This is a genomic window from Labrys wisconsinensis, from assembly GCF_030814995.1.
GTDB classification, from domain to species: Bacteria; Pseudomonadota; Alphaproteobacteria; order Rhizobiales; family Labraceae; genus Labrys; species Labrys wisconsinensis.
Window position 1 is genome coordinate 62850 of the sequence record NZ_JAUSVX010000013.1, and the last position, 24712, is coordinate 87561.

At 70.2% G+C, this 24712-nt stretch carries 23 protein-coding genes and 1 tRNA gene; 10 read left to right on the plus strand and 14 right to left on the minus strand.

Annotated elements, in window-relative coordinates; translation table 11 throughout:
* Positions 1-29 precede the first annotated feature (29 nt).
* Together QO011_RS28375 and QO011_RS28380 are read right to left on the minus strand one after the other, a co-directional pair.
* Positions 30-305: a hypothetical protein gene (locus QO011_RS28375; RefSeq protein WP_307279823.1), complete on the minus strand. Its 276-nt coding sequence runs from the start codon at positions 303-305 to the stop codon at positions 30-32.
* A 307-nt stretch (positions 306-612) separates the two neighbouring features.
* Positions 613-687, minus strand: a tRNA-Thr gene (locus tag QO011_RS28380).
* Positions 688-760: 73 nt separating this feature from the next.
* On the opposite strand from QO011_RS28380, the gene QO011_RS28385 reads away from it, so the two are divergent.
* Entirely contained in the window at positions 761-940 is a 180-nt protein-coding gene (locus QO011_RS28385) for a hypothetical protein (protein ID WP_307279827.1), read from the plus strand.
* A gap of 153 nt (positions 941-1093) precedes the next feature.
* Positions 1094-2389, plus strand: a complete 1296-nt coding sequence (gene murA, locus QO011_RS28390) for a UDP-N-acetylglucosamine 1-carboxyvinyltransferase (RefSeq protein ID WP_307279829.1) — start codon at positions 1094-1096, stop codon at positions 2387-2389.
* Positions 2390-2437: 48 nt separating this feature from the next.
* Here murA and QO011_RS28395 read toward each other — a convergent pair whose 3' ends face one another.
* Positions 2438-3667, minus strand: a complete 1230-nt coding sequence (locus QO011_RS28395) for a tetratricopeptide repeat protein (protein ID WP_307279832.1) — start codon at positions 3665-3667, stop codon at positions 2438-2440.
* 303 nt (positions 3668-3970) lie between these two features.
* On the opposite strand from QO011_RS28395, the gene QO011_RS28400 reads away from it, so the two are divergent.
* Together QO011_RS28400 and QO011_RS28405 are read left to right on the plus strand one after the other, a co-directional pair.
* Complete coding sequence (locus QO011_RS28400) at positions 3971-4180, plus strand: cold-shock protein (RefSeq protein WP_307279833.1); 210 nt, start codon at positions 3971-3973, stop codon at positions 4178-4180.
* A gap of 175 nt (positions 4181-4355) precedes the next feature.
* Positions 4356-6461 (plus strand): ABC transporter ATP-binding protein/permease, encoded by a 2106-nt coding sequence (locus QO011_RS28405; protein ID WP_307279836.1) that lies wholly within the window; start codon positions 4356-4358, stop codon positions 6459-6461.
* A gap of 73 nt (positions 6462-6534) precedes the next feature.
* Here the strand turns inward: QO011_RS28405 and QO011_RS28410 are convergent, their stop codons facing one another.
* The 6 genes from QO011_RS28410 to QO011_RS28435 form a co-directional block, all read right to left on the minus strand.
* Entirely contained in the window at positions 6535-6996 is a 462-nt protein-coding gene (locus tag QO011_RS28410; protein WP_307279839.1) for an META domain-containing protein, read from the minus strand.
* A 132-nt stretch (positions 6997-7128) separates the two neighbouring features.
* On the minus strand, positions 7129-7569 hold the full coding sequence (locus tag QO011_RS28415; RefSeq protein WP_307279841.1) for an arsenate-mycothiol transferase ArsC: 441 nt from the start codon (positions 7567-7569) through the stop codon (positions 7129-7131).
* A 3-nt stretch (positions 7570-7572) separates the two neighbouring features.
* Positions 7573-8055, minus strand: coding sequence for a UPF0262 family protein (locus QO011_RS28420; protein ID WP_307279843.1), 483 nt, complete (start codon positions 8053-8055; stop codon positions 7573-7575).
* A 3-nt stretch (positions 8056-8058) separates the two neighbouring features.
* A complete protein-coding gene (hisD, locus tag QO011_RS28425) occupies positions 8059-9354 on the minus strand; it encodes a histidinol dehydrogenase (protein ID WP_307279845.1) in 1296 nt (431 codons plus the stop codon).
* Positions 9355-9357: 3 nt separating this feature from the next.
* Positions 9358-9930 (minus strand): DUF2948 family protein, encoded by a 573-nt coding sequence (locus QO011_RS28430; protein WP_307279847.1) that lies wholly within the window; start codon positions 9928-9930, stop codon positions 9358-9360.
* 370 nt (positions 9931-10300) lie between these two features.
* Positions 10301-10999 (minus strand): L,D-transpeptidase, encoded by a 699-nt coding sequence (locus QO011_RS28435; RefSeq protein ID WP_442358310.1) that lies wholly within the window; start codon positions 10997-10999, stop codon positions 10301-10303.
* A gap of 583 nt (positions 11000-11582) precedes the next feature.
* Between QO011_RS28435 and efeU the strand changes: the two genes are divergently transcribed.
* The 4 genes from efeU (at position 11583) to efeO (QO011_RS28455) (ending at position 15850) form a co-directional block, all read left to right on the plus strand.
* On the plus strand, positions 11583-12413 hold the full coding sequence (gene efeU, locus QO011_RS28440) for an iron uptake transporter permease EfeU (RefSeq protein ID WP_307279853.1): 831 nt from the start codon (positions 11583-11585) through the stop codon (positions 12411-12413).
* Positions 12414-12525: 112 nt separating this feature from the next.
* Entirely contained in the window at positions 12526-13650 is a 1125-nt protein-coding gene (gene efeO / locus QO011_RS28445) for an iron uptake system protein EfeO (RefSeq protein WP_307279856.1), read from the plus strand.
* Between the two features lie 24 nt (positions 13651-13674).
* Positions 13675-14964 (plus strand): iron uptake transporter deferrochelatase/peroxidase subunit, encoded by a 1290-nt coding sequence (gene efeB / locus QO011_RS28450; protein WP_307279858.1) that lies wholly within the window; start codon positions 13675-13677, stop codon positions 14962-14964.
* Positions 14965-15019: 55 nt separating this feature from the next.
* The gene (gene efeO / locus QO011_RS28455; protein ID WP_307279861.1) at positions 15020-15850 is read left to right on the plus strand and encodes an iron uptake system protein EfeO; all 831 of its coding nucleotides are present in this window, start codon (positions 15020-15022) and stop codon (positions 15848-15850) included.
* A gap of 83 nt (positions 15851-15933) precedes the next feature.
* Here efeO (QO011_RS28455) and poxB read toward each other — a convergent pair whose 3' ends face one another.
* From poxB to fabF, 5 genes are all read right to left on the minus strand, one after another.
* Entirely contained in the window at positions 15934-17670 is a 1737-nt protein-coding gene (gene poxB / locus QO011_RS28460; protein WP_307279863.1) for a ubiquinone-dependent pyruvate dehydrogenase, read from the minus strand.
* A 91-nt stretch (positions 17671-17761) separates the two neighbouring features.
* On the minus strand, positions 17762-18334 hold the full coding sequence (locus tag QO011_RS28465; protein ID WP_307279866.1) for a Dps family protein: 573 nt from the start codon (positions 18332-18334) through the stop codon (positions 17762-17764).
* Positions 18335-18553: 219 nt separating this feature from the next.
* Positions 18554-20182 carry a GMC family oxidoreductase gene (locus QO011_RS28470; protein ID WP_307280326.1) on the minus strand — a complete coding sequence of 543 codons (1629 nt, stop codon included), beginning with the start codon at positions 20180-20182 and terminating at the stop codon, positions 18554-18556.
* 415 nt (positions 20183-20597) lie between these two features.
* Positions 20598-21776, minus strand: coding sequence for a thiolase family protein (locus QO011_RS28475; RefSeq protein WP_307279869.1), 1179 nt, complete (start codon positions 21774-21776; stop codon positions 20598-20600).
* 23 nt (positions 21777-21799) lie between these two features.
* Positions 21800-23080: a beta-ketoacyl-ACP synthase II gene (gene fabF, locus QO011_RS28480; RefSeq protein WP_307279872.1), complete on the minus strand. Its 1281-nt coding sequence runs from the start codon at positions 23078-23080 to the stop codon at positions 21800-21802.
* A gap of 138 nt (positions 23081-23218) precedes the next feature.
* Here fabF and QO011_RS28485 point away from each other — a divergent pair, with 138 nt between their 5' ends.
* Together QO011_RS28485 and QO011_RS28490 are read left to right on the plus strand one after the other, a co-directional pair.
* Positions 23219-23707, plus strand: a complete 489-nt coding sequence (locus QO011_RS28485) for a winged helix-turn-helix transcriptional regulator (protein WP_307279874.1) — start codon at positions 23219-23221, stop codon at positions 23705-23707.
* A 179-nt stretch (positions 23708-23886) separates the two neighbouring features.
* Positions 23887-24708 (plus strand): glycoside hydrolase family 16 protein, encoded by an 822-nt coding sequence (locus tag QO011_RS28490; RefSeq protein WP_307279877.1) that lies wholly within the window; start codon positions 23887-23889, stop codon positions 24706-24708.
* The last annotated feature ends 4 nt before the right edge of the window (positions 24709-24712 follow it).

The window sequence follows — 24712 nt, forward strand, 5'->3', positions numbered from 1 at the left end:
GTGTATTTACTCGATAATATATCTCTGTCTCACTGTTCATGCCAAAAGAATAAACCGTGATTACTCCATACAACGCGCTGGTACATGCCAATTTCTTCGGCACGAACTTCAGAAATGTCTCCGGACGAAAACAGGGAGACCACCGCGGAAGGTGGCGTTATCAGGTTATCGAAGAATGATGATTGCCATTTGAGATCTTGATCATTGAGCGCCGTGGCGATCAACCGGTGATGTCGGCGGATCTGATGGGCTGTCTGACAAGATACTCCCAAACTCACAACGGCGTTCTTCGCAGAAACGAGCATTGCGAGGCCCCTGCCCAAGTGCCAGGGACCATACGCCTTTCTTCGTGAGAACGGCAAGTGACCGAGCACGGTCCAACTGTTTCGGGCGAACCCCACGCGCCGCCTGCGGGGCGGCCTTTCATTGCGGCTCCCCACGGCCGATTTCAGGCTCCTCGACGCGGCATTCGCGACACGGGCGGAGCTGCATGCCAGCCTCGATGGCGCCACCGGCGCGCCTGGAGAAGCCCGACGCCGGCAACTGCGCCATGCCTCGCCGATGCCGTGCAAGGGCGCGGAGCGGTTCACCAAGCAATTCCAGGGAGATAGATGGTGCTGCCAGACAGGATTGAACTGTCGACCTCTCCATTACCAATGGAGTGCTCTACCACTGAGCTACGGCAGCGCCCGCGCGGTTGCGCTTTGCGGGGCCCTAGTGCCACAAGGGGGCGTGCTGTGCAAGCCTATTGGTGAAGGCGATGCGGGATAAGGCGGACAAGCCGGCCGGCGAGGCCGATGCCCGGGCCGAGCGCCTGGCCAAGGCGCTGCGGGCCAACCTCGCCCGGCGCAAGGGCCAGGCGCGGGCGCGCGCGGCGGCCCGGCAGGAGCCGGAAGAGGCGCCGGGCGATGCGCAAAAGCCACAAGAACGCGACACCTGAGGCCGGTCGCGGCTTCGCCCTTGTCCGGCCTTTGTGCTTCATTTACTCGGAAGGGTTAACCGTGTTGCAGCGTAGCCTGCCGCCCCGCCCCTCGCCGCCCCTTCCCCCGGACGGTTGCGTCGCCGGGCGGGCCGTTCCCGTGAAGGATGTCCAATGGACCGTATCAAGATCGTCGGCGGCGCGCCGCTCAACGGCGTGATCCCGATCTCCGGCGCCAAGAACGCCGCGCTGCCGCTGATGATCGCCAGCCTGCTCTCCGAGGACATCCTCACCCTCGCCAACGTGCCGCGCCTCGCCGACGTGTCGCAGCTGGCGCGCATCCTCGGCAATCACGGCGTCGACGTCACCGTGGCCGGCAAGCGGCCGGGCGAGATGGAGCTCACCGGCCAGACCGTGCGGCTCGATGCCCGCACCATCGTCGACACGACGGCGCCCTACGAGATGGTGTCGAAGATGCGGGCGAGCTTCTGGGTGATCGCCCCGCTCCTCGCCCGCATGGGGCAGGCCCGGGTGTCGCTGCCGGGCGGCTGCGCCATCGGCACGCGGCCGGTCGACCTCTTGCTGATGGCGCTCGAGCGCCTCGGCGCGCAGATCGAGATCGAGAACGGCTATGTCGTCGCCACCGCCAGGGACGGCCTCAGGGGCGCCGAGATCGAGTTCCCCAAGGTGACGGTCGGCGGCACGCACACCGCGCTGATGGCGGCGACGCTGGCCCATGGCACCACGGTCATCCTCAACGCCGCGCGCGAGCCGGAGATCGTCGACGTCGCCGACTGCCTCACCAAGATGGGCGCCAAGGTGCGCGGCGCCGGCACCTCGACCATCGAGGTCACCGGCGTCTCGCGCCTGCACGGCACCCATCACAGCGTGGTGTCCGACCGCATCGAGGCCGGAACCTATGCGATGTGCGTGGCCATGGCCGGCGGCGACGTGCTGCTGCAGGGCGCCCAGCCCGAGCTGCTGCAGACCGCGCTCGACGTGCTGACCGAAGCGGGGGCCGAGATCGCCGCCACCAACGAAGGCATCCGCGTGCGCCGCAACGGCCACGGCATCGGCCCGGTCTCGGTGACGACGGCGCCGCATCCCGGCTTCCCGACCGACCTGCAGGCGCAGTTGATGGGCCTGATGACCCGGGCCAAGGGCACGTCCAGGATCACCGAGACGATCTTCGAAAACCGCTTCATGCACGTGCAGGAGCTGGCGCGGCTCGGCGCGCGCATCCATCTCGACGGCCAGACCGCGACGGTGGAGGGCGTGTCGGTGCTCAAGGGGGCGCCCGTGATGGCCACGGACCTGCGCGCCTCGGTCTCGCTGGTGATCGCGGGCCTCGCCGCCGAAGGCGAGACCACCGTCAACCGCGTCTACCACCTCGACCGCGGCTTCGAGCAGCTGGAGCGCAAGCTCTCCGCCTGCGGCGCCCAGATCGAGCGCATCGCCGGCGAACGGTAGGGAGGCGCCTCCCGGCCGGGCCTTCTGGCCCAGCCCGGGACATCCGGCTCAGGGCTTGGCGCCGATGCTCGACAGGGCGGCTCGGGCCTCCTTCTGGCCGGAGTCGAGCGTCACCGCCTTGCGATAGTCGGCAATGGCGAGGTCACGCTCGCCGCGCGCCTCGTGGATCCGGCCGCGCGTGGTGTAGAAATCCGCCACGTCGGAGCGGATGGCGATGGCGGCATTGGCGTCGCTCAGCGCCTCGTCGGTGCGGTCGTCGAGGAGATAGGTCTGGGCCCGCTCGTCATAGGGCGTAGCGAGGCCCTTGGCCCGGTCGATCGCCTTGGTCAGGTCCTCGGCCGAGCGCTGATAGTCGCCGAGCGCCCGCCAGGTCGTGCCGCGAGAGACATAGGCGTCGGCGTCGGACGGCTTCTCGCGGATCGCCTCGTCGAAATCGGCCATGGCCTCGTCGTAGCGGTGCAGCGAGGCGTAGAGCTGGCCCCGCTCCAGCCTTGCGGCCGGAAACTCGGCGCTGAGCGACAGGGCCTTGGTGTAGTCGTCGACGGCGCCCTCGGTGTCGCCGAGCTGCCAGCGCGCATAGCCGCGGCTGAAATAGGCCGAGTCGAACTGCGGGTCGAGGTCGACCGCCCGGTCGAGCTCGGCGATGGCGCGGCCATAGTCGCGCATGGAGATGAAGCTGCGCGCCCGGCCGTAGATCGCGTTGCGGTAGGTCTTGTCGATGCGGATGGCCGCGGCATAGTCATCCAGGGCCGCGAGCTGGTCGTCCTGGGCGCGATGCGCATCTCCCCGCCCCTTGTAGGCCTCCGCCTGGCGCGGGTTGAGGGCGATGGCATCGTCGAAGTCCCGGATCGCCGCGCCGTAGCGCTCGAGGCTCAGCAGCGCGAAGCCGCGGTTGATCCGCGCCAGCGCCGACTTGCGGTCGGCATCGATGGCCGCTCCGTAGTCGGCGAGCGAAGCGTCCGCCTTGCCGAGGCGCCCGTAGCTGCCGGCGCGTGCCGTCAGGGTGGTGGTGTCGCGCGGCTGCAGGGCAAGTGACGCGGTGAAGTCGCTGATCGCCTTGGCGTCGTCGCCCCGGTCGGCATAGGCGGTGCCGCGCCGGTAGAGCACCAGGGCGCGGGTCGGCTTGCTCAGCGTGCGCTCGAGCAGCGTGCTGCAGGCGGGGACGCGCTGGTCGGCGGTGCCGGTGGAGCAGTCCCGGTCGACGTCGTCGGCCGCGAGCGCCGGCACGGCCGCGGCCAGCCACGCGGCGGCGAGGAGAAGGCGCAGGAACGTGATCATGATCCAACCATCGGCAACCCGGTGCGAAGCATTCGTGGATTGAAACGCCATGCGCTGCTTCCTTGGCAACAGCTTTCGCACCGTCACACGCCTGTCGTCTGCCCCATCGCCCGCCCATCGCCCGCCCTTGTGAGCCGGCGCGAGTTCATGATATCCAAATCGCCTCGATTTGGCCGGACGGCTGGGCCGTTTCGCTTCTGCTCTGCAGGGCGCACGTTCAGGACACCTCCCCAAACGTCAACACCGGACGCGGCGCGCGGCGCGCCTCGCCCAAGCCCTCCAGACCGAACACAAGGACTACCCATGAGCACCGGAACCGTGAAGTGGTTCAACACCCAGAAAGGCTATGGCTTCATCCAGCCGGATGACGGCGGCCGCGACGTGTTCGTCCACATCACCGCCGTCGAGCGCGCCGGCCTGTCGGAACTGCGCGAAGGCCAGAAGATCGGCTACGAAATCCTGACCGATCGCAAGACCGGCAAGGCCGCGGCAGGCAACCTCAAGACCGTCTGACCGCGCCGCCGGATTCCGAACTCACGAAGGCGCGCGTCGAGCGCGCCTTTTTTGTTGGGCGCAACGCCACGGCTGGCCAAGCTTACTGCTTCGTCATTTGCGGACCTTCCTTGCTCGTGACATTTTTTGCGTCTGCTAAGGAGCCATCCTGCTCCGCGCCAAGAAGGCTTCCCGCATGATCCGCATCCTCGCCGGCCTCTCCATCCTGGCCGCCCTCGGCTTCGGCGCCGGCACGACCTTCAGCACTGCGCCGGTCTATCTTCCGATCGCGGCGATCATCCTGGCGGGAGTGCTGGCGCTGTCGGCTCGCCTGCCGACGATCATGAGCTTCCTCATCGGCCTGTTCGCCCTCTCCTTCCTGCTGCTCGGGGCGATCACGGCGGCGAATGAGGCGGGCTTCGTCCCGGATGTGCTGGTGCCCTTCCTGCCGCCACCCCATGCCGCCCTGGTCGCGGCGGCCCTGGCGCTGGTGAACTATGGCGTCTGCTTCATCCCGGTGGTCCGTGGCGTCATCGACAAGGCGGCGCCCTATTTCGAGGCCCGCGAGTCGAGCGAACTGGAGCTGGGCTGGTTCGGCACTTGGCGGATGCCGGAACGGTGGATCGGGCTTGGCTTGTTCGCCGTCATTATCGTTCTGAACGTCATTCAGGTATACCTGACGGTGTTGTTCAACTACAATAACAATAAGCTTTTTACAGCCTTGCAAGATAAGGACGTCGCAACGTTCTGGTCGGCAATTCTAACGTTTTCAATTGTTGCTGCAATTTATATCATTCGTTATATGTTCGAATACTACCTGACAGAACTTATGCGCGTTCATTGGCGCCGCTGGCTGACCAAGCGTTATCTCGATGAATGGCTGGGCAATAAAACCCACTATCGCATGGCTTTGCAGGCTGGGCCGACGGACAACCCCGACCAGCGCATTTCCGAAGACGTGCGTGACTTCGTCGCGAACACGACCGGATTCTACGTCCAGATTTTCGTAACCAGCCTGACGCTCTATGCTTTTATTCAGATCCTATGGAGCATCTCGGCGCAGTTTCCGTATCGGATCGGCGGCTTCGACCTGAGTGTCATCCCCGGTTATCTCGTCTGGATGTCGTTGGCGCTCGCCGTGATCGCGACGATGGTGAGCCACTTGATCGGCCGCCAGCTGGTGGGACTCAATTTCCGCAAGCAGAAGGTCGAGGCTGATTTTCGCTTCAACTTGGTGCGCGTGCGCGAGAACACCGAGCAGATCGCCCTGCTCAACGGCGAGACCACCGAGACCGGCGGATTGATGCACCGGTTCGCCGCCATCTTCCGCATCACCATCGATCTGGCGATCCGGCAGGTGAAGCTGGGTTCCTGGGTCAACGGCTTCGGCCAGGCCATGAACGTGCTGCCATTGGTCCTGTTGGCACCGGCCTATTTCACCAATGCCGCCATGAAGCTGGGAAGCCTGACCCAGACCAACCAGGCTTTCGGTCAGGTGATGGATTCGTTCTCGTTCTTCATCAACTTCTATTCCTCGATCGCGGAGTACAAGGCGATCCTCAACCGCCTCACCACCTTCGACCAGGCCATCGCCAAGGTCGAGGCCAGCCGGATGCAGGGGATCGGCGTGGAACCCGGCAAGGATCGAGGGGCGTTGTCGACGACCGATCTGGCGCTCACCCTGCCCGACGGCCGCCCCTTGCTCGACAAGGCGGCCCTGGTCTTCCGCAGGGGCGAGCGCACCCTGGTCACGGGTCCGTCGGGCTCCGGCAAGACCACCCTGTTCCGGGCCCTGTCGGGCATCTGGCCCTTCGGCTCGGGCCGCATCGAGGTGCCGGAGGGCGAGACGGTGATGCTGTTGCCGCAGCGGCCCTACATGCCGCTCGGCTCGTTGCGGGCGGCGCTGGCCTATCCCTCGCCGGAGACCGCCTATCCCGACGATGCGCTGCGCGCGGCGTTGGAGACGGTCGGCCTCGGTCATCTCGACGACCAGCTCGACCGGGCCGAGAACTGGACCAACGCCCTTTCCGGCGGCGAGCAGCAGCGCGTCGCCATCGTGCGGGCGCTGCTGCGCAAGCCGCAATGGCTGTTCCTGGACGAGGCGACAGCCGCCCTCGACGAGCAGGCCGAGGCCGCGGTCTACGAGGCGCTGCGCCGGGCGCTGCCACAGACCACCATCGTCTCCATCGGCCATCGCTCCTCGCTGGTCGCCTTGCACGACCGGCGGATCGCCATCGAGACGGAGGGCGGCACCGGCCGCATCGCCGACGCGCCGCTGCAGGCGTTCGGCACGGCGGGGTGAATCGGGTCGCCGGGGGGCCGCGCCGTCGAGGCGGCCCCCGACGCTCCGCGAATCCAGGAGACGGCTCGGCGGCCTATGCCGCCGGCTCGAAAGTCATCGGGCCGTAGGGGCCGTTGATGGTGAGGGTGCGGCCGTCGAACTTCCATTGCGCCGCCGTCTTGAGCACGAACAGGAACACCTGCTCGTTGTGCATCAGCCGGGCGTCGCAGACGCGCTTGCTGATGGCGACCGGGCCGACCGCCATGGTGTTGTCCTTGCGGGCCAGCACCGTGGCCGACCAGTTGTTGCAGGCGGAATAGCCGGTGCCGCGATTGTTCTGCGAGACCAGGATGCTCGGGCGGTCGTCCTTGAAGCGCTGGTCCTTGTAGGAGACGGCGACCAGGGTCCGGTCGAAGGGGAAGGGCAGATCGGCGGCCTGGATCGGCTTGGGGATGATCGGCGTGGCCCCCGTCGGCGTCGGCGAGTCGAACATGGAGCAGCCCGCCAGCGCCGTGGCCAGGACAGCAGGCAGGAACGGGGAACGCAGAACGCGCATCGAAAGCCTCCGGATCGTCGCGGCGCACGATAGTGATGCGAGGCGGATTCCGCAACGCGTCGGCTTGGAGGAAAACCCGACCGGTTTGGCGCAATTGCGGCGGACCCGGCCGGCGCCCCCGCGCAGCCGGCCTCAATCGCCGAGGCGCGCGCCGATGCGCCGGATCAGCGCGTCCCGGACGTCGCGATAGGCCTCCAGCCGCTGCTCGCGATTGCCCTGGGCGAGGCTGGGGTCCGGGGTGGGCCAGTATTCCACCTCGGCGGCCAGCGTGCGCGTCAGCTCCAGCGCCCTGTGATGCGCCTCCGGCGCCAGCGTGACGATCAGGTCGAAGTTGAGGCCTTCCAGCTCCTCCAGCTCCTCGAAGGTCTGCGGCCGGTGGCTCGCCGGCGTGATGCCGATCTCCTCCAGCACCGCGGGCACGAAGGGATCGGGATCGCCGGTGCGCACGCCGGCGGAGGCGAAGAAGATCGAGCCGCCGAAATAATAGCGCGCCAGCGCCTCGGCCATGGGCGAGCGGATGACGTTGTGCCCGCAGGCGAAGAGCACGGACTGCGGGCGCCGCCCCTCGCCCACCGCTCAGCCTTTCCAGTGCAGGACGGAGATCAGGGTGAACAGGCGCCGGGCCGTGGGGAAATCCAGGGCGATCTTGCCCGCCAGGCGCTCGCGCAGCAGGTCCGAGCCGTCATTGTGCAGGCCGCGCCGCGCCATGTCGATGGTCTCGATCTGCGAAGGCGAGGCGTTGCGGATCGCGGCGTAATAGCTCTCGCAGATCATGAAATAGTCGCGCACCACGCGGCGGAACGGGGTCAGCGACAGGATGTGCACCACCACCGACTCGCCCGCCTCGGTGCGGATGTCGAACACCAGCCGCCCCTCCTGCAGCGAGAGGGACAGCGCGTAGGGCCCGCCGTCATAGCCCTCGGGGCAGAACTCGTTCTCCTCCAGCAGGTCGTAGACCGCGACCCCGCGCTCATGCTCCTGGTCCGGGGTGCCGCGCCCGATGCTGCGCTCGTCGAAGTGAACGGCGACGAGGCGGCGCTGGGGCGGTCCGGCGGACATGGCCTACACGGCGTTGCTGCGGATCGCGACGGACCGGGCATGGGCCGCCAGCCCCTCGGCCTCCCCCAGCGCGATCGCCGCCGGTCCGAGGCTCGCAAGCTCGGCCGGCCCGCATCTGAGGATCGAGGTGCGCTTCATGAAGTCGAGCACGCCGAGGCCGGAGGAGAAGCGCGCCGAACGGGCGGTCGGCAGCACGTGGTTGGAGCCGCCGACATAGTCGCCGATCGCCTCGGGCGTGTGGCCCCCGAGGAAGATGGCGCCGGCATTGCGGATCTGCCCCGCCAGGCCCTCGGCGTCGGCGGCGATGATCTCCAGGTGCTCGGCGGCGATGCGGTCGGCGAGCGGCACCGCGTCGGCGAGCGCCGCCACCGTGACGATCGCGCCGAAATCGCGCCAGCTCGCCCCGGCGATGTCGCGGCGCGGCAGGCTCGCGAGCTGGTCCGCCACCGCCCGCTCCACCGCCTCGGCCAGGGCCGGGCTGTCGGTGATCAGGATCGACTGGGCCGCCGTGTCGTGCTCGGCCTGGGCCAGGAGGTCGGCGGCGATCCAGGCGGGCTCGGCGGTGTCGTCGGCGATGACCAGCACCTCGGAGGGGCCGGCGATCATGTCGATGCCGACCCGGCCGAACACCCGTCGCTTGGCGGCGGCGACATAGGCATTGCCCGGCCCGACGATCTTGGCAACCGGCGCGATGGTGTGCGTGCCGTAGGCGAGCGCCGCCACCGCCTGCGCCCCGCCGATGCGATAGATCTCGTCGATACCGGCCAGACGCGCCGCCGCAAGCACCAGCGGGTTCAGGACGCCGTCGGGCGCCGGCACGACCATGACGACACGCGGGCAGCCCGCGACCTTGGCAGGGATGGCGTTCATCAGCACCGAGGAGGGATAGGCCGCGGTGCCGCCGGGCACGTAGAGCCCGACCGCCTCGATCGCGGTCCAGCGCCAGCCGAGCTCGACGCCGAGCGCATCGGTGAAGCGCAGGTCCTCCGGCTTCTGGCGCCGGTGATAGGCGCCGATGCGCTCGGCGGCGAGCGCCAGTGCTTCGAGCGCGCGCGGCTCGCAGCGCGCCTGCGCCGCTTCGATCTCGCCGGGGGCGATGCGCAGGGTCTGCGGGGTGAGGGAGAGGCGGTCGAAGCGGGCGGTGAAGTCGACCAGCGCCGCATCGCCGCGCTCGGCCACATCGGCGAGGATGGCGCGCACCGCCTGGTCGACGTCCTCCGACACTTCGCGCTTCATGGCGAGCAGGGCTGCGAATGCGGTCTCGAAGGCGGGATCGCGGGCGTCGAGCCGGAGCGGCATCGGCTATCTCTCCAGGGCCGCGACGGGCGCATCCGCACAGGGCCGCCCCGTGTCGAGGTCGGCCATGGCGGCCTCCAGACACTCGACGTCGAGGCGGATGGCCGCGCCGTCGGCGAAGCTGAGGATGATGCTGCCGGCCGGCGCCTCGCCCGGCGCGAAAGCGACGGCGACGAGGCTCGAGACGGTGTCGCCCTCCTGCTGGAACTGCGAGCGTCGCACGGCCAGCACGCGCTCGAAATGCAGGCCGGTCCGGCGCCGGCGGCGCTCGCCGCAATCGGCGGCGCACCAGTCGAAGCGGTCGACCACCAGCGCGAAGCGATGCTCGGCCGGCAACCAGGCGATCTCGGCCGGCCGCACCTGCGCATCCTGCAGATGCGTCGACATCACGGCGAGATCATCCTCGTCGAAGGCCAGGAGCTTGAGGGGTTCGGCCGTCAGCATGGATGGGATGTACTGTCTGCAGGCCGGCACGGCAAGGGCCGGGCGGGGGTCGGGCGGTCGGCCCGTTCGCAATCCGCAGGCGAGATCGTGACGGTGGCGGGCGGTGTTGGCGTCGCGCGAGAACCTCGACGTCATGGCCGGATCAAGTCCCACAGGCGCTAACTGTGGGAAGGCTCTGGTCGGGCGAGACTGGTCGTCGTAGGATTTGTGCGATGCTTGTGTCTTCCCTCCCCCTTGCGGGGAGGGATAAAGGGTGGGGGTCGTGGGCGTAGAGCTCGGCGCTTCGGGACCAGGCTGACGCTCTTCGACGAAGGGCTCGCATTATCCTGATGGACCCCCACCCCTCACCCCTCCCAGCAAGGGGGAGGGGATCGGCCAGCGTCGCGCTCAGGCCCGTAATCACCTCTAATTTTGCGCCTATGGGATCAAGCCCGGCCATGACAGTGGAGGATGAGGCAGCCGGCGTCATGTCCGCCGCAACGGTTCCACCACTCCGCGCTTGTGCTCAGAGCACCACCACCGTGGTGCCGATCCCGACCCGCTCGTAGAGGTCGATCACGTCCTCGTTGCGCATGCGGATGCAGCCGGAGGAGACCGCCTGGCCGATGCTCTGCGGCTCGTTGGAGCCGTGGATGCGGTAGAGCGTGTCGCCGAGATACATGGCGCGCGCGCCGAGCGGGTTGCGGGGGCCGCCGGCCATGAAGGCGGGCAGGTCCGGGCGGCGCTTGCGCATCTCGGCCGGCGGGCGCCAGTCCGGCCATTCCGCCTTGCGCGAGATGGCGCTGGTGCCGTTCCATTCGAAGCCGGCGCGGCCGACGCCGACGCCGTAGCGCAAGGCCGTGCCGCCCTCCTGCACCAGGAAGAGGTAGCGCTGCGCCGTGTCGATGACGATGGTGCCGGGCGCCTGCGGACCGTCATAGGGCACGGTCTGCTTGCGGAACTGCGCCGCGACCTCGCCGCGGGCGGGGCGCACGTCGTTCGCCGGCGGCGCGGCATAGGCGATGCGCGCCTCGGCGGGCCGCCGCCGGGCCGGGCGCGGCGCGGCATAGGGATCCGGCGGCTGGACCGCATAGGCCGGTGCCCGACGCGAGCGCGGCAGCGGGCGGGCCGGCTCGTCCATCGCGCCGCCGTTGAACAGGAACTCGATGAAGCCGCCGCCGAGGCCGGAGCGCGGACGCGCCGCGGGCTGGCCGGCCGGCGCCATGGAATAGACGATGCGCGGCTCGCTGGCGAAGTCGCTGCGCGACTCGCGGGCGAAGCCACTGCGCGGCTCGCTGGCGAAGCCGCTCCGCGGCTCGCGGGGGTAGAACTCGGCGCTCTGGGCCAGCGCGGCGCCCGGCATGGGAAGGAGAAGCAGGCACAGTCCGAACAGACGCTTCATGACATCACCCGACGCAACAAACAGGGTCGTCGACGCCGCGACTTCCGGACCGCAGCGCCGATCGATGCGCATTCAGCCCGTCAATTCCTCTCGAAGAATGAACGACGAAGCGAAGAGATGCCGGCGAAACGCCCGTGGACGCGCCTTGTCGACGTTAAGGTTGACGCTTCGTCATCGTGCCCGGCTCCCCGCCCTGCACCGGCGCATCGCAACGGCGTGCTCACCTCGCAACAGTTTTTAAATTAGAATAATTACGATCTGCACAACTTCATCTTGCTCCATAGTGAAGATGATACGCGAAATTGCCTTATTTACGCCGCGTTGTCACATGTATTTCCCCAACGAATACTGAATTGTGGCACGTTGACGGCACGAACGCCGCGGACGGGCCAGAGGCGGATGCCGCATGCTCGTCCCCTTCCTCATCATGGTCCGCGAGGGCGTCGAAGCCGCGCTGATCGTCGGCATCATCGCCGGCTATCTCCGGCAGACCGGCCGCTCCCAATGGATGCCGCTGGTCTGGATCGGCATCGCCGTGGCTGCGCTGCTCTGCCTGGGGCTCGGCATCGCCCTCGATCTCGTCAGCGCCGATTTCCCGCAGCGCCAGCAGGAGCTGTTCTCGGCCGTGGTCGGCTTCGTCGCCGTCGCCATGCTGACCTCCATGGTGTTCTGGATGCGCAAGGCCGCCCGCTCGATCAAGGGGCAGCTGCACGACTCCATCGACGCGGCACTCAAGGGCAGCAATGCCAGCGGCCTGGCGCTCGTCGCCATGGTGTTCTTCGCCGTGGCGCGCGAGGGGCTGGAATCGGTGTTCTTCCTGCTCGCCACGTTCCAGCAGGCGAGCGGCCTCGCCGCCCCGCTCGGCGCCGTCGCCGGCCTGCTGGTCGCGGTGGGCGTCGGCCTCTCCATCTACTGGGGCACGCTGCGGCTCGACCTCAGGCGGTTCTTCCGCTGGACCGGCGCCTTCATCCTGATCGTGGCCGCCGGCCTGCTCGCCGGCTCCCTGCGCTCCCTGCACGAGGCGGGCCTGTGGAACGGCCTGCAGCAGATCGCGTTCGACATCAGCCCCGTCCTGCCGCTGGACAGTCCGCTCGGCTCGGTGCTCGGCGGCATCTTCGGCTATCAGGACGCGCCGACCCTCGGCGAGATCGGCCTCTATCTCTGCTTCCTCGTCGTCACCCTTCCCCTGTTCCTCATCGGCTCGAACGCGCCGCGGCGATTGCCGTCGAACGCCTGACCCTCGAGCACAGCCGTGAGCGGAGGTCGGAACGCTGCGTGACCTTCGAAGCCGCCCGCCGGGCGGCCCCGCTTCGCGCAGCGCCCACCCCGTTCCCAGACCGGAGCCCGGAATGTCGCTTCAAAGCTCGATCCGCATCGGCGTCGGCGTGGTGATCGTGCTCGCCGTGGCGGTGTCCGGGCTCGGCGTCTACGCCTATTTCGTCAAGAGCCGGATGCGCGGCGAGGCGGCCGACGGCGGCGTGCCGGTCGCCGTCACCGCCACGGCCTGCGAGCCGGATGCGCTGACGGCCGAAGCCGGCCGCGTCGACTTCGCGGTCACCAACCGGAGCGAGCGGGCGCTGGAGTGGGAGATCCTCGACGGCGTCATGGTCAAGGAGGAGCGCGAGAACATCGCGCCCGGCTTCACCGTCAAGGTCGGCGCCCGGCTCGAGCCGGGCACCTATGCCATCACCTGCGGCCTCCTCGGCAATCCGCGCGGCACGCTCACCGTCGTCGCGCCCAGGAACAAGCCGGTGCAGGCCGAGCGTCCGTCGCTGGTGCAGTTCATCGGCCCGATGGCCGAGTACAAGGTCTATGTCACGACGGAGGGCGAGGCCCTTCTCGCCGCCGTCAAGGCCCTGGCCGACGCGGTCGGCGCCGGCGACCTCGCCGCCGCCCAGGCGCTCTACGCGCCGGCGCACGGGCGCTACGAGCACATCAAGCCGGTGGCCGAGATGTTCGGCGACCTCGACGCCGCCGTCGACGCGCAGGCCGGCAACTATGCCGGCGGTGTCGGGGATCCGGCGTTCAGCGGCTTTCACCGCCTCGAATACGGGCTGTTCGAGCGTCGGTCGCTGGACGGCCTGGCGCCGGTGGCGGCCAGGCTCGTGGCCGATGCCGACGCCTTGCAGGCGCAGGCTGTCGGCGCCTCGGTGCTGCCGCAGAAGATGGCCGGCGGGGCGGCCTCGCTGCTGCAGCGGGTCGCCGCGGGCGCGAGCGCCCCGCCGCTCTCCGACATCGCGGCCAGCGTCGAGGGGGCCGCAGAGGTCGCGAGCCTGTTCCAGCCGCTGACCGCCAAGGCGGACCAGGCGCTGGGCGCGCGCATCGACGCGGGCTTCGCGGCGCTCGAACGGGACCTGGCGCAGCACCGGCCGGACGGCAGCCTGACGGACGGCGAACGCGCCGGGCTGCGGGACCGGGCCGCCGCGCTGGCGGAGGACATGGGCAAGCTGAGGGACGCGCTGGGGCTGGACTGACGCGGACGAACAGGCATCACGATCATGACGACATCCGACACCCCCCGACGTCCCGAGGAGCCGCGCGACCCGGCGCGGCGCAGCCTGCTGCGGGGCCTGGCCGCCGGCGGCGCGGCGCTCGGCACCCTGCCGGCCGGCCCGCTCCTCGCCCAGTCGATGCAGGAGCCGACGGGCCGTACCGCGGCGATGGCCCAGCAGCGCCAGGGCTTCTACGGCTTCCACCAGGCGGGCGTGGTGACGCCGGCGCCGGCCGCCGGCCTCCTCGCCGCCTTCGACGTGCTGGCGACCGGCCGCGGGGACCTGGCGCGGATGTTCCGCGTCCTGACCGAGCGCATCGCCTTCCTGATGGCGGGGGGAACCCCGCCCGCGATCGACCCGAAGTTCCCGCCGCCGGACTCCGGCATCCTCGGCCCGGTCGTGGTGCCGGACGATCTCACCGTCACCGCCGCGGTCGGCGCCTCGCTGTTCGACGGGCGCTTCGGCCTGGCGCCGGTCCGGCCGAAGCGCCTCACGCCGATGGCGCAATTCCCGAACGATGCGCTCGATCCCGCCTCCTGCCACGGCGACCTCCTGCTGCAGTTCTGCGCCAACACGCCGGAGGCCGCCATCCACGCCCTGCGCGACGTGGTGAAGAACACGCCCGACCTCCTCAGCCTGCGCTGGAAGATCGACGGCTTCCTCCCCGCCGCCGCCATGACGTCCGGCCGCAAGGAGACGACGCGCAACCTGCTCGGCTTCAAGGACGGCACCGCCAATCCCGACCCGGCCGACGCCGCGCTGATGGACCGCATCGTCTGGGTGCGGCCGGGCGCGGACGAGCCCGCCTGGGCCGTCGGCGGCACCTACCAGGTGGTGCGGATCATCCGCAATTTCGTCGAGCGCTGGGACCGCACGCCGCTGCAGGAGCAGCAGTCCATCATCGGGCGCGTCAAGGCGACGGGAGCGCCCCTGGGCCTCACGGGCGAGCGCGACGACCCGGCCTATGCCGGCGACCCCGAGGGCGCGCGCATCCGCCTGGACGCCCATATCCGCCTGGCCAACCCGCGCACCGCGGACACGGCGCGGAGCCTGATCCTGCGCCGGCCGTACAACTATTCCCGCGGCATTACGAGGTCGGGCCAGCTCGACATGGGCCTCCTCTTCATCTGCTTCCAATCGGACCTGGAGGCGGGGTTCGTCGCCATCCAGAACCGCCTGAACAACGAACCGCTCGAGGAATACATCAAGCCGACGGGCGGCGGCTATTTCTTCACCCTGCCGGGTGTCGCGGAACCGGGGGGGCATCTGGGTCAGGACATGCTGGCATCGGCCTGACCGCCACCTCCGCCGGATCGAACCTCGTCCATCCCCCCAAAAGGAGCCCCCGACCATGAGACGCATCCTGACCGCCGGCACCGGCCTCGCCGCCCTGGCCCTCGCGGCGAGCGCCGCCGCGGCCAACGCGCCGCCCTCCCCGCTCGAGCTGGTCGAGCCGATCGCCCAGTACAAGATCTATGTCAGCAAGGAGGTCGCGACGCTGGTGGAGAAGACCAAGGCCTTCACCGACGCGGTCAAGGCCGGCGACCTCCAGAAGGCGCAGGCGCTCTACGGCCCGAGCCGCATCTACTATGAGCGGGTCGAGCCGATCGCCGAGTTGTTCAACGACCTCGACGGCGCCATCGACAGCCGTGCCGACGACCATGCCCAGAAGGAGCAGGATCCCGGCTTCACCGGCTTCCACCGCCTCGAGTACAGCCTGTTCGTCGAGAAGAAGACCGACGGGCTCGCCCCCATCGCCGACAAGCTCGTGGCCGACGTCGCCGACCTGCAGGGCCGGATCAAGGGCCTGACCACCCCGCCGGACAAGGTGGTGGGCGGCGCGGCCGCGCTGATCGAGGAGGTCGCGGCCACGAAGATCTCCGGCGAGGAGGACCGCTACGGCCACACCGACCTGTGGGACTTCCAGGCCAATGTCGACGGCGCCAAGAAGATCGTCGACCTGCTCAAGCCGGCGATCGAGAAGGCCGACAAGCCGCTGCTCGTCAAGGTCGAGGGCAACTTCGCCACGGTCGACAAGATCCTGGCCAAGTACAAGACCAAGGACGGCGGCTTCGAGAGCTACGACAAGGTCACCGACGCCGACCGCACGGCCCTGAAGGGACCGGTGACGGCCCTGGCCGAGGACCTGTCGCAGCTGCGCGGCACGCTCGGCCTGAACTGAGGCCTTCGGCGATGCCGGGACGGCGCGCAAGGCCGCCGTCCCGGCATTCTTCGTGCCGGCCGCGATGTCCGCGTCCGGCGACCTCAGTGCCAGAGGTTGGTGCGGGCGAGGTCGACGAGCTCGTCGCCGCGGCCGCTGAACACGGCCTTGAGCATGTAGAGCGTGAAGCCCTTGGCCATGTCGGCCGTCACCGCCGGCGGGATCGGCAGCTCGGTGCGCGCCACCACCGCGTCGACCAGCACCGGCCCGTCATGGGCGAGCGCCGCGGCGATGCCGCTCTCGACCTCGGCGGGGTCCTCCAGCCGGATGCCGCGGATGCCGACCGCCTCGGCCATGGCGGCGAAGTTGGGATTGGCGAGCTCGGTCCCCGTGGGCAGGAAGCCGGTCGACTTCTGCTCGATCTCGATGAAGCCGAGGGCGCCGTTGTTGAAGACGACCACCTTGGCCGGCAGGCCGAGCTGGGTCAGGCTGAGGAGGTCGCCCATCAGCATGGCGAAGCCGCCGTCGCCGGAAAGCGAGACGACCTGGCGCCCGGGAAAGGCCGCCTGGGCGCCGATGGCCTGCGCCATGGCATTGGCCATCGAGCCGTGCCAGAATGAGCCGAGCAGCCGGCGCTTGCCGTTCATGGCGAGGTAGCGCGCCGCCCAGACCGTGGGCAGGCCGACGTCGCAGGTGAAGATTGCATCCGCCGCCGCCCGGTCGCTGATCGCCTTGGCGACCTGCTGGGGATGGATCGGCCGGCGCCCCGGGCGGCCGGCGGCGAGGGCGTCGAGGTCGCCGCGTGCGCGACGATAATGCACCACCGCCTTGTCGAGATGGGCGCGATCTGTCTTCTCGGTGAGGAGCGGCAGCAGCGCTTCGATCGTCGCCCGGACGTCGCCGACCACGCCGAGATCGACCGGCGCGCGGCGGCCGATCTGCTCGGGACGGATGTCGACCTGGGCGATGCGCGCCGAGCCCCCGGCGGGATAGAACTGGCGATAGGGAAAGTCCGTGCCGAGCATCAAGAGCACGTCGCAGTCGAACATGGCGTAATAGCCGGAGGAGAAGCCGATCAGGCCGGTCATGCCGACGTCGTAAGGGTTGTCCCAGGCGACGTGCTCCTTGCCGCGCATGGCGTGCACCATCGGCGCCTTGAGCCGTTCGCCCAGCGCCAGCAGCGCCTCGTGCGCGCCGGCGCAGCCCGAGCCGCACAGGAGCGTGACGCGGCGGCCGGCGTTGAGGATCGCGGCGAGCTGCCCGAGCTCGGCCGGCGCCGGCGTCACCACCGGCCGTGCCGGCAGGAGGCCCGCGGGCTTGGGCGCCGGCGCCTCGGCCGCCTTGCGCAGCGCCACGTCGCCGGGCATCACCACCACCGAGACGCCGCGCCTGCCCACCGCCTCGCGGATGGCGATCTCGAGCACGCGCGGCATCTGGGCCGCGTCGGCGACCAGCTCGCTGTAATGGCTGCATTCGCGGAAAAGGTCCTGCGGATGCGTCTCCTGGAAATAGCCCGAGCCGATCTCGGACGAGGGGATGTGGGCGGCGACGGCCAGCACCGGCACGCGCGAGCGGTGGCAGTCGTAGAGGCCGTTGATCAGGTGCAGGTTGCCGGGCCCGCAGCTGCCGGCGCACACCGCCAGGGCGTCGGTGAGGTGCGCTTCGGCGCCGGCGGCGAAGGCGGCGACCTCCTCGTGGCGGACATGGATCCATTCGATCCGGCCCTGGCGGCGCAGCGCATCGGTGAGGCCGTTGAGGCTGTCGCCGACCACCCCGTAGATCCGCTTCACGCCCGCGGCGGCCAGGGTGGCGGCGAACTGGTCGGCGACGGTCTCGGCCATGATGCTTCTCCGTGTCGGGCGTGGTGGGCGGCAGCTGCGCGACGGCCCCGGGCCGATGCCGGCGGGGCTCGGAGCCGTCCGGTGGAAGAGGTCAGGCGCTGCGGCCGGCCTCGAACAGAAACCAGGTCCGCCGCTCCGCCTCGTCGATCCAGGTCTCGATCAGGCTGGCGGTGGCGACGTCCTCGTATTCGTCGCATAGATCATGCGCCTCGCGCAGCCGCTGGACCAGATCCTTGTTGTCCTCGCGCAGCTCGGCCAGCATGCCGGTCGGGGTGACGAAATCGGCATCGTTGTCGGCGACGCGCTGCAGGCGGGCGATATGGCCGATGGAGCGGATGGTGGTGCCGCCGATCTTGCGCACCCGCTCGGCGATATCGTCTGTCGTGGCGAAGATCTGCTCGGCCTGCTCGTCCAGGAGGAGGTGGTAGTCGCGGAAATGCGGGCCGCTGACGTGCCAATGGAAATTCTTGGTCTTGACGTAGAGAGCGAACGTGTCGGCCAGCAGAGCGTTCATCGCGCCGGCGATGTCGCGCACCGCATTGGAGCCGAGGCTGGTGGGCGTGGCGAGCGCCGCCTTGCGGCGGGCCTTGGCGCCGGCGAGCTTGCCGTCGGCCGGGGCGTCGCTCTTGTCCTCTGAAGGCTTGGCGGAGGCTTTCTTGGCCATGGTCGTCTCCTGTCAGGGTTGTGCGCATCCGGGGCCTGTGCCGCCGGACCGTCGATGTCGAAGGGCGCTTTCGGAAGGGGAGACAGCAGGAAAGGGACCTTCGTGCCCGCGACGGCCCGGGACCGGGAACGCGCAGCCGGCGCTTCCGTTCCCGAGCCGTCGAGGCACCGAACTATCGGATTCGGTCGCGTTTCGCGCAAGAGTGGTATGCGGGTCCGGTCAAGCCGGGGCGCGCCGGTCCTCGCGCAGCATCGCCGCCCCCTTCTCCGCGATCATCAGCGTCGGGGCGTTGGTATTGCCGGACGTGATGGTGGGCATGATCGAGGCGTCGATCACCCGCAGCCCGTCGATGCCGTGCACGCGCAGGCGCGTGTCCACCACCGCGCCGGGGTCCGCCCCCATGCGGGCGGTGCCGACGGGATGGAAGATGGTGGTGCCGATGACGCCGGCGGCGGCCGCGAGCTCCTCGTCGGCGGCGAGCTCCGCCCCGGGCTTGACCTCCTCCGGCTCGTGCCGGCGCAGCGGCTCGGCCGCCAGGATGCGGCGGGTGAGGCGGATGGCGGCCACCGCCACCTGCCGGTCGCCCGATGTCGAGAGGTAGTTGGGCCGGATCGCCGGGGCGGCGTCGAAGCCCGGCGCGACGGCATGGACCGAGCCACGGCTTTCGGGCCGCAGATGGCAGACGCTGGCGGTGATGGCGGGAAAGCGGTGCAGCGGCTCGCCGAACCGGTCCAGCGACAGGGGCTGGACGTGATATTCGAGGTCGGCCGTCTCCAGCCCCGGATGGGACTTGGCGAAGGCGCCGAGCTGGCTCGGCGCCATGGCCATCGGGCCGCGCCGGCGCGAGAGATATTGCCAGGCGATGCCCGCCTTGCCGTGCCAGCTGGCGGCGACCTCGTTGAGCGTCAGGGCGTGCTTGACCCGGTAGATCAGGCGCAGCTGCAGATGGTCCTGCAGGTTCTCGCCGACGCCGGGCAGGTCGTGCGCCGGATCGATGCCGAGCTCGCGCAGCCGCCCGCCCTGGCCGATGCCGGAAAGCTCCAGGAGCTGGGGCGAGCCGACGGCGCCGGCGGCGAGCACCACCGCGCCGCGGGCCTCGGCCGCCACCGGCTCGCCGCGCAGCCGGAAGGAGATGCCGGTCGCGCGGCGGCCGTCGAGGAGCACGCGCTCGGCCTGCGCATGGGTGAGGATGCGCAGGTTGGGCCGACGCCGCGCCGGCTTGAGGAAGGCCTTGGCGGTGTTGACGCGGATGCCGCTGCGCTGGGTCACCTGGAAATAGGCGATGCCGGTGTTGTCGCCGCGGTTGAAATCCCTCACGCGCGGGATGCCGGCGGCGACCGCGGCGTCGCGGAAGGCATCGAGGATCGGCCAGTGCAGGCGCTGCTCCTCGATGCGCCATTCGCCGCCCGCCCCGTGCAGGGCGTCGGCGCCGTGGGCGAAGTCCTCGTGCTGCTTGAAATAGGGCAGCACCTCGTCCCAGCCCCAGCCGGCATTGCCGAGCTGGCGCCACTGGTCGTAGTCGCGGGCCTGGCCGCGCATGTAGATCATGCCGTTGATCGAGGAGCAGCCGCCCAGCACCTTGCCGCGGGGATAGCCGATCGCCCGGCCGCCGAGGCCCGGCTCCGGCTCGGTGCGGAAGCACCAATCGGTGCGCGGATTGCCGATGCAGTAGAGATAGCCGACCGGGATGTGGATCCAGGGATAGGTGTCGGGCCCGCCCGCCTCGAGCAGCAGCACGGTGACGCCGGGATCGGCCGACAGGCGGTTGGCGAGGAGGCACCCGGCCGTGCCGCCGCCGACGACGATATAGTCGTAGGCGCCGAGGCTTCTCCTCGCCGGCGCCGCCATGGCCGCGCCGGGCCGCTGCGCCGTGATGCCGTCCGCTCCCATCCCGCTCCGCCTCCCCGCGCGCTTCAAGACGGCGCGCCGGGCGAGACTATAGCGTGCAGCGCGGGGCCGTCGACGGGGTGCTGCCTATCAAGCCGGCGCACCGCCCATGACGAACTCGGCGCGGGAAGAACGGCCGCCTCCGCTGTGGACATTCAAGGATCGTGGTGTTCGCGTGGATGGCCGGATCAAGTCCGGCCATGACGGTCGCGGGTGGGATGACCGTTGTCGTTCTTGCCGCAACGGTTCCGTCATGGCCGGACTTGATCCGGCCATCCACGCGATCACAGGAGAGGCAGAGCAGTGCGCCACCGAGCGGGCGAGTGCGCACCAAGCAGGGGCGCGCCGACGAAACCTCGACCGTCCTGAGCCGCCCTCACAGCGCCTCCAGCGCCAGGGCGATGCCCTGGCCGCCGCCGATGCAGAGCGTGACCAGGCCACGGCGCTGGCCGTCGCGGCGCATGGCGTGGAGCAGGCGCGTCGCCAGCACCGCGCCGGTGGCGCCGATGGGGTGGCCGTGGGCGATGGCGCCGCCCTCGACATTGACAATGTCGTGCGGCAGGCCGAGCTCGCCGGCGACGGCGAGCGGGATCGCGGCATAGGCCTCGTTGATCTCGACCCGGTCGATATCGGCGAGGCGCCAGCCGGCCCGCGCCAGGGCGGTGCGCACCGCCGGCACCGGGCCGAGGCCGAACATCCCCGGCTCGACCGCCGCCACGCCATAGGCGACGAGCCGGCCGATGGGCTCGATCCCCCGCGCCTCGGCGAAGCCGCGCTCGGCCAGCACCATGGCGGCGGCGCCGGAATTGAGCCCGGGCGCATTGCCGGCGGTGATGGTGCCGTTCTCGCGGAAGGCCGGACGCAGGCCGGCGAGCACCGCGAGGGTGGTGTCGGGACGCGGGGCCTCGTCCCGGGCGAAGCGGAGCGTGCCCTTGCGGCCCTTGACCTCGACCGGAACGATCTCGGCCTCGAAGCGCCCGGCGGCCGCAGCCGCGACGAAGCGCTGCTGCGAGCGCTCGGCCCAGCGGTCCTGCGCCTCCCGCGTGATCTGCTTCTCGGCCACCAGGTCCTCGGTGTGCCAGCCGGAATGGCGGCCGGAGAAGGCGTCGTTCAGCCCGTCGAGCAGCATGCTGTCGAGGATCTCGGCATGGCCCATGCGGTAGCCCCAGCGTCCGCCCGCGACGAGATAGGGCGCCCGGTCCATGTTCTCCATGCCGCCGGCGATCATGGCCTCCGTCTGGCCGAGCCAGATCTCCTGGGCGGCCGTGACCATGGCCTGCGCGCCGGAGCCGCAGACGCGGTTGACGGTCAGGGCCGGCACGCCGACCGGCAGGCCGCCGCCGATCGCTGCCTGGCGGGCCGGGTTCATACGGTTGCCGGCCTGCACGACATGGCCCATGACCACGCCGCCGACGGCCTCCGGGGCGAGGCCGGAGCGGGCCAGGGTCTCGCGCACCACGGCGGCGCCCAGCTCGGTCGCCGGCATGGTCTTGAGGCTGCCGTCATAGGTGCCGATGGCGGTGCGCACCGCAGCGGCGATCACGACGTCGGGCATGGCATGTCCTTTCCTGGAGAGGCTCAGGCCGGCCAGCGGCGGAGGATGACGGCGGCATTGACGCCGCCGAAGCCGAAGCCGTTCGAGATGGCGTATTCGACCGGGGCTCGGCGGGCCTGCGGGCCGATCAGGTCGAGGCCCTCGGCCGCCGGATCGGGGTTGAGCAGGTTCAGGGTCGGCGGCAGCAGGCCGTCGCGCAGGGCGAGCACGGTGAACGCCGCCTCGAGCCCGCCGGCGGCGCCGAGGAGATGGCCGGTCGCCGACTTGGTGGAGGAAATCGCCGGTCCGCGCCCGGCGCCGAACACGGCGCGGATGGCGGCGAGCTCGCCGGCATCGCCCACCCCCGTCGAGGTGGCATGGGCGTTGAGATAGCCGATGGCCTCGGGCGCGAGGCCGGCCATGGCCAGCGCCGCCCGCATGGCGCGCTGCGCCCCGGCGCCGTCGGGCGGCGAGGCGGTGATGTGGTGGGCGTCGGCGCTGGTGCCGTAGCCGACCAGCTCGGCCAATGGGATTGCCCCGCGCGAGCGGGCATGGGCCAGCGTCTCGATCACCAGCACGGCGGCGCCCTCGCCCATGACGAAGCCGTCGCGGTCCCGGTCGAAGGGGCGCGAGGCCTCGTCCGGCCGGTCGTTGAAGCCGGTGGAGAGGGCCCGGGCCGCGGCGAAGGCGCCGAGCGACACCCGGTCGATGCAGGCCTCGGCGCCGCCGCAGACGGCGACATCCGCCTCGCCGCTGCGGATCAGGCGCAGGCCGTCGCCGATCGCCTGCACGCTGGCGGCGCAGGCCGTCACCGGCGCGCCGAGCGGGCCCTTGAAGCCGTGGCGGATCGAGACGTGGCCCGCCGCGAGGTTGACCAGGAAGGAGGGCACGGTGAAGGGCGAAAGCCGCCGCGCGCCGCGCTCCTCGACCGTGCGCACGGCCTCGCCGATGGCGGGAAAGCCGCCGATGCCGGAGGCGATGATGGTGGCGGTGCGCTCCCGCGCCGCCTCGTCCACCGGGGCCCAGCCGGCCTGCGCCACCGCCTCGTCGGCGGCGCCGAGCGCGAGATGGATGAAGCGGTCCATCTTCTTGCGCTCCTTCGCCGGCACGACGGCCTCGAGGTCGAAGCCGTGCTCGTCCTCGGCGCGCGAGGGCACGATGCCGGCGACCTTGGCCTCGACGTCCGGGACCAGCGCGTCGGGCAGGCGGCGGATGCCGGAGCGGCCCTCGACCAGGCGACGCCAGACGGTCTCGACGCCGGCACCGAGCGGGGCGACCACGCCCATGCCGGTCACGACGATCCTGGCGGCATCGGCAGCCTGCATGGAGCACTCCCGTGTTCGACCGCATCGGGTGCGGCAGACAGGACCCTAGGCCAGTGGATTGCATGATGCAAGTTACTGGCCTAGGGTCCGCGGACGGCTATGGTCGGCCGGAGCCAGCCCGCCCCGGAGGTCCCCGGCATGAAGCGCAAGACGTTCGGCGAGATGCAGTGCCCGATCGCTCGCGGCCTCGAGCGGGTGGGCGACTGGTGGAGCATCCTGATCCTGCGCGAGGCCTTCTACGGTCTCAGCCGCTTCGACGAGTTCCAGGCCTCGCTCGGCATCGCCACCAACACGCTGGCCCGCCGGCTCAAGACCCTGGTCGAGGCCGGGCTGCTGGAGCGCCGGCGCTACAGCGAGCACCCGCCGCGCGAGGACTACCTGCTCACCGCGCGCGGCCGCGACTTCCGCCCGGTACTGCTGGCCCTCACCGCCTGGGGCAACCGCCATTTCGCGCCGGAAGGGCACAGCATCGAGCTGGTCGATGCCGAGACCGGCGCACCGCTCGAGCCGGTTGTGGTCGACGCGGCCACGGGGCGGCCGCTGCTGCCCGGCCGCTCCCGCGTCGTCGCCGGCCCGGCGGCAAACGAAGCCATGCGCCGGCGCCTGGCCGAGCGGCCGTCGTTCTAGACATCGTCGACCTGAGGATCGGACCCGCCGACGCATCGCCCGCCCTCGCCTGCGGCCGAACGCCGCGCCGTCCGTCCCCTACCGAAAAAAGCCGCGGGCCCCGCCTCCCATTCCCGCTGCCGCAGGCCGGCCGATGCGGGCTGACATGCGCTGCGTCCGGCGTGAGGCGGAGATCGACCATGCGGTTCAGCACGAGCCTTCCCGCGATCCCGCTCGTCGGCCTCCTGGCCGCCCTGGCCGGCGCCGCCACGCCCGCCCCGGCGCAGATGGCGCCGCCGACCTGGGGCAATCCGGATCAGCCCTGGGGAACGCGCCGGCCCGTGACCGCCGCGGACCAGGCGCGGATCGCCAGCTACCGCTCCGGGCACAGGGCGCCGGCGTTCCAGACGGATTTCACCGACGCGGCCGCGCTGCAATTGCAATGGGCGCTGCAATCGGACGACCATCCGGATCTCCAGGCCTGCCGCCAGCCGCAGAGCGTCATCGCCACCCCGGCCGGCCTGGAGCTCAAGACGCTGGCCGCCGTCGGCAAATGCCACGCCAGATGGTCCACGGGCTTCCTGATCAGCCGGTCCAGCTATTCCTACGGCTTCTTCGAGGCCCGCTTCCGGGCGGCCGACATCAGCGGCCTCAACAACGCCTTCTGGCTCGTCAGCGCCAGCCATTTCGAGATCGACGTGGCCGAGGTGCATGAGCCCAACGACCTCGGCATGTCGCTGCACGACTGGACGACCAGCTCCGGCACCTCGGTCGGCTTCGACAGCAAGCTCAAGGGCGATTTCTCCAGGGGCTTCCACGATTTCGGCGTGCTCTGGACCCCGACGGACATCGTCTACGAGGTCGACGGCCGGGCGATCGCGGCGATCGCGACCCACGGGGCGATCGACAAGCCGGTGGACATCCGCTTTTCGACCGCGCTCGCCCCCTTTGCCGGCAAGGTCCCGGCCGACCCTGCCGGCCATGCCATGTCCGTCAGGTCCCTGCGCGTCTATCCGCTGTGACGAG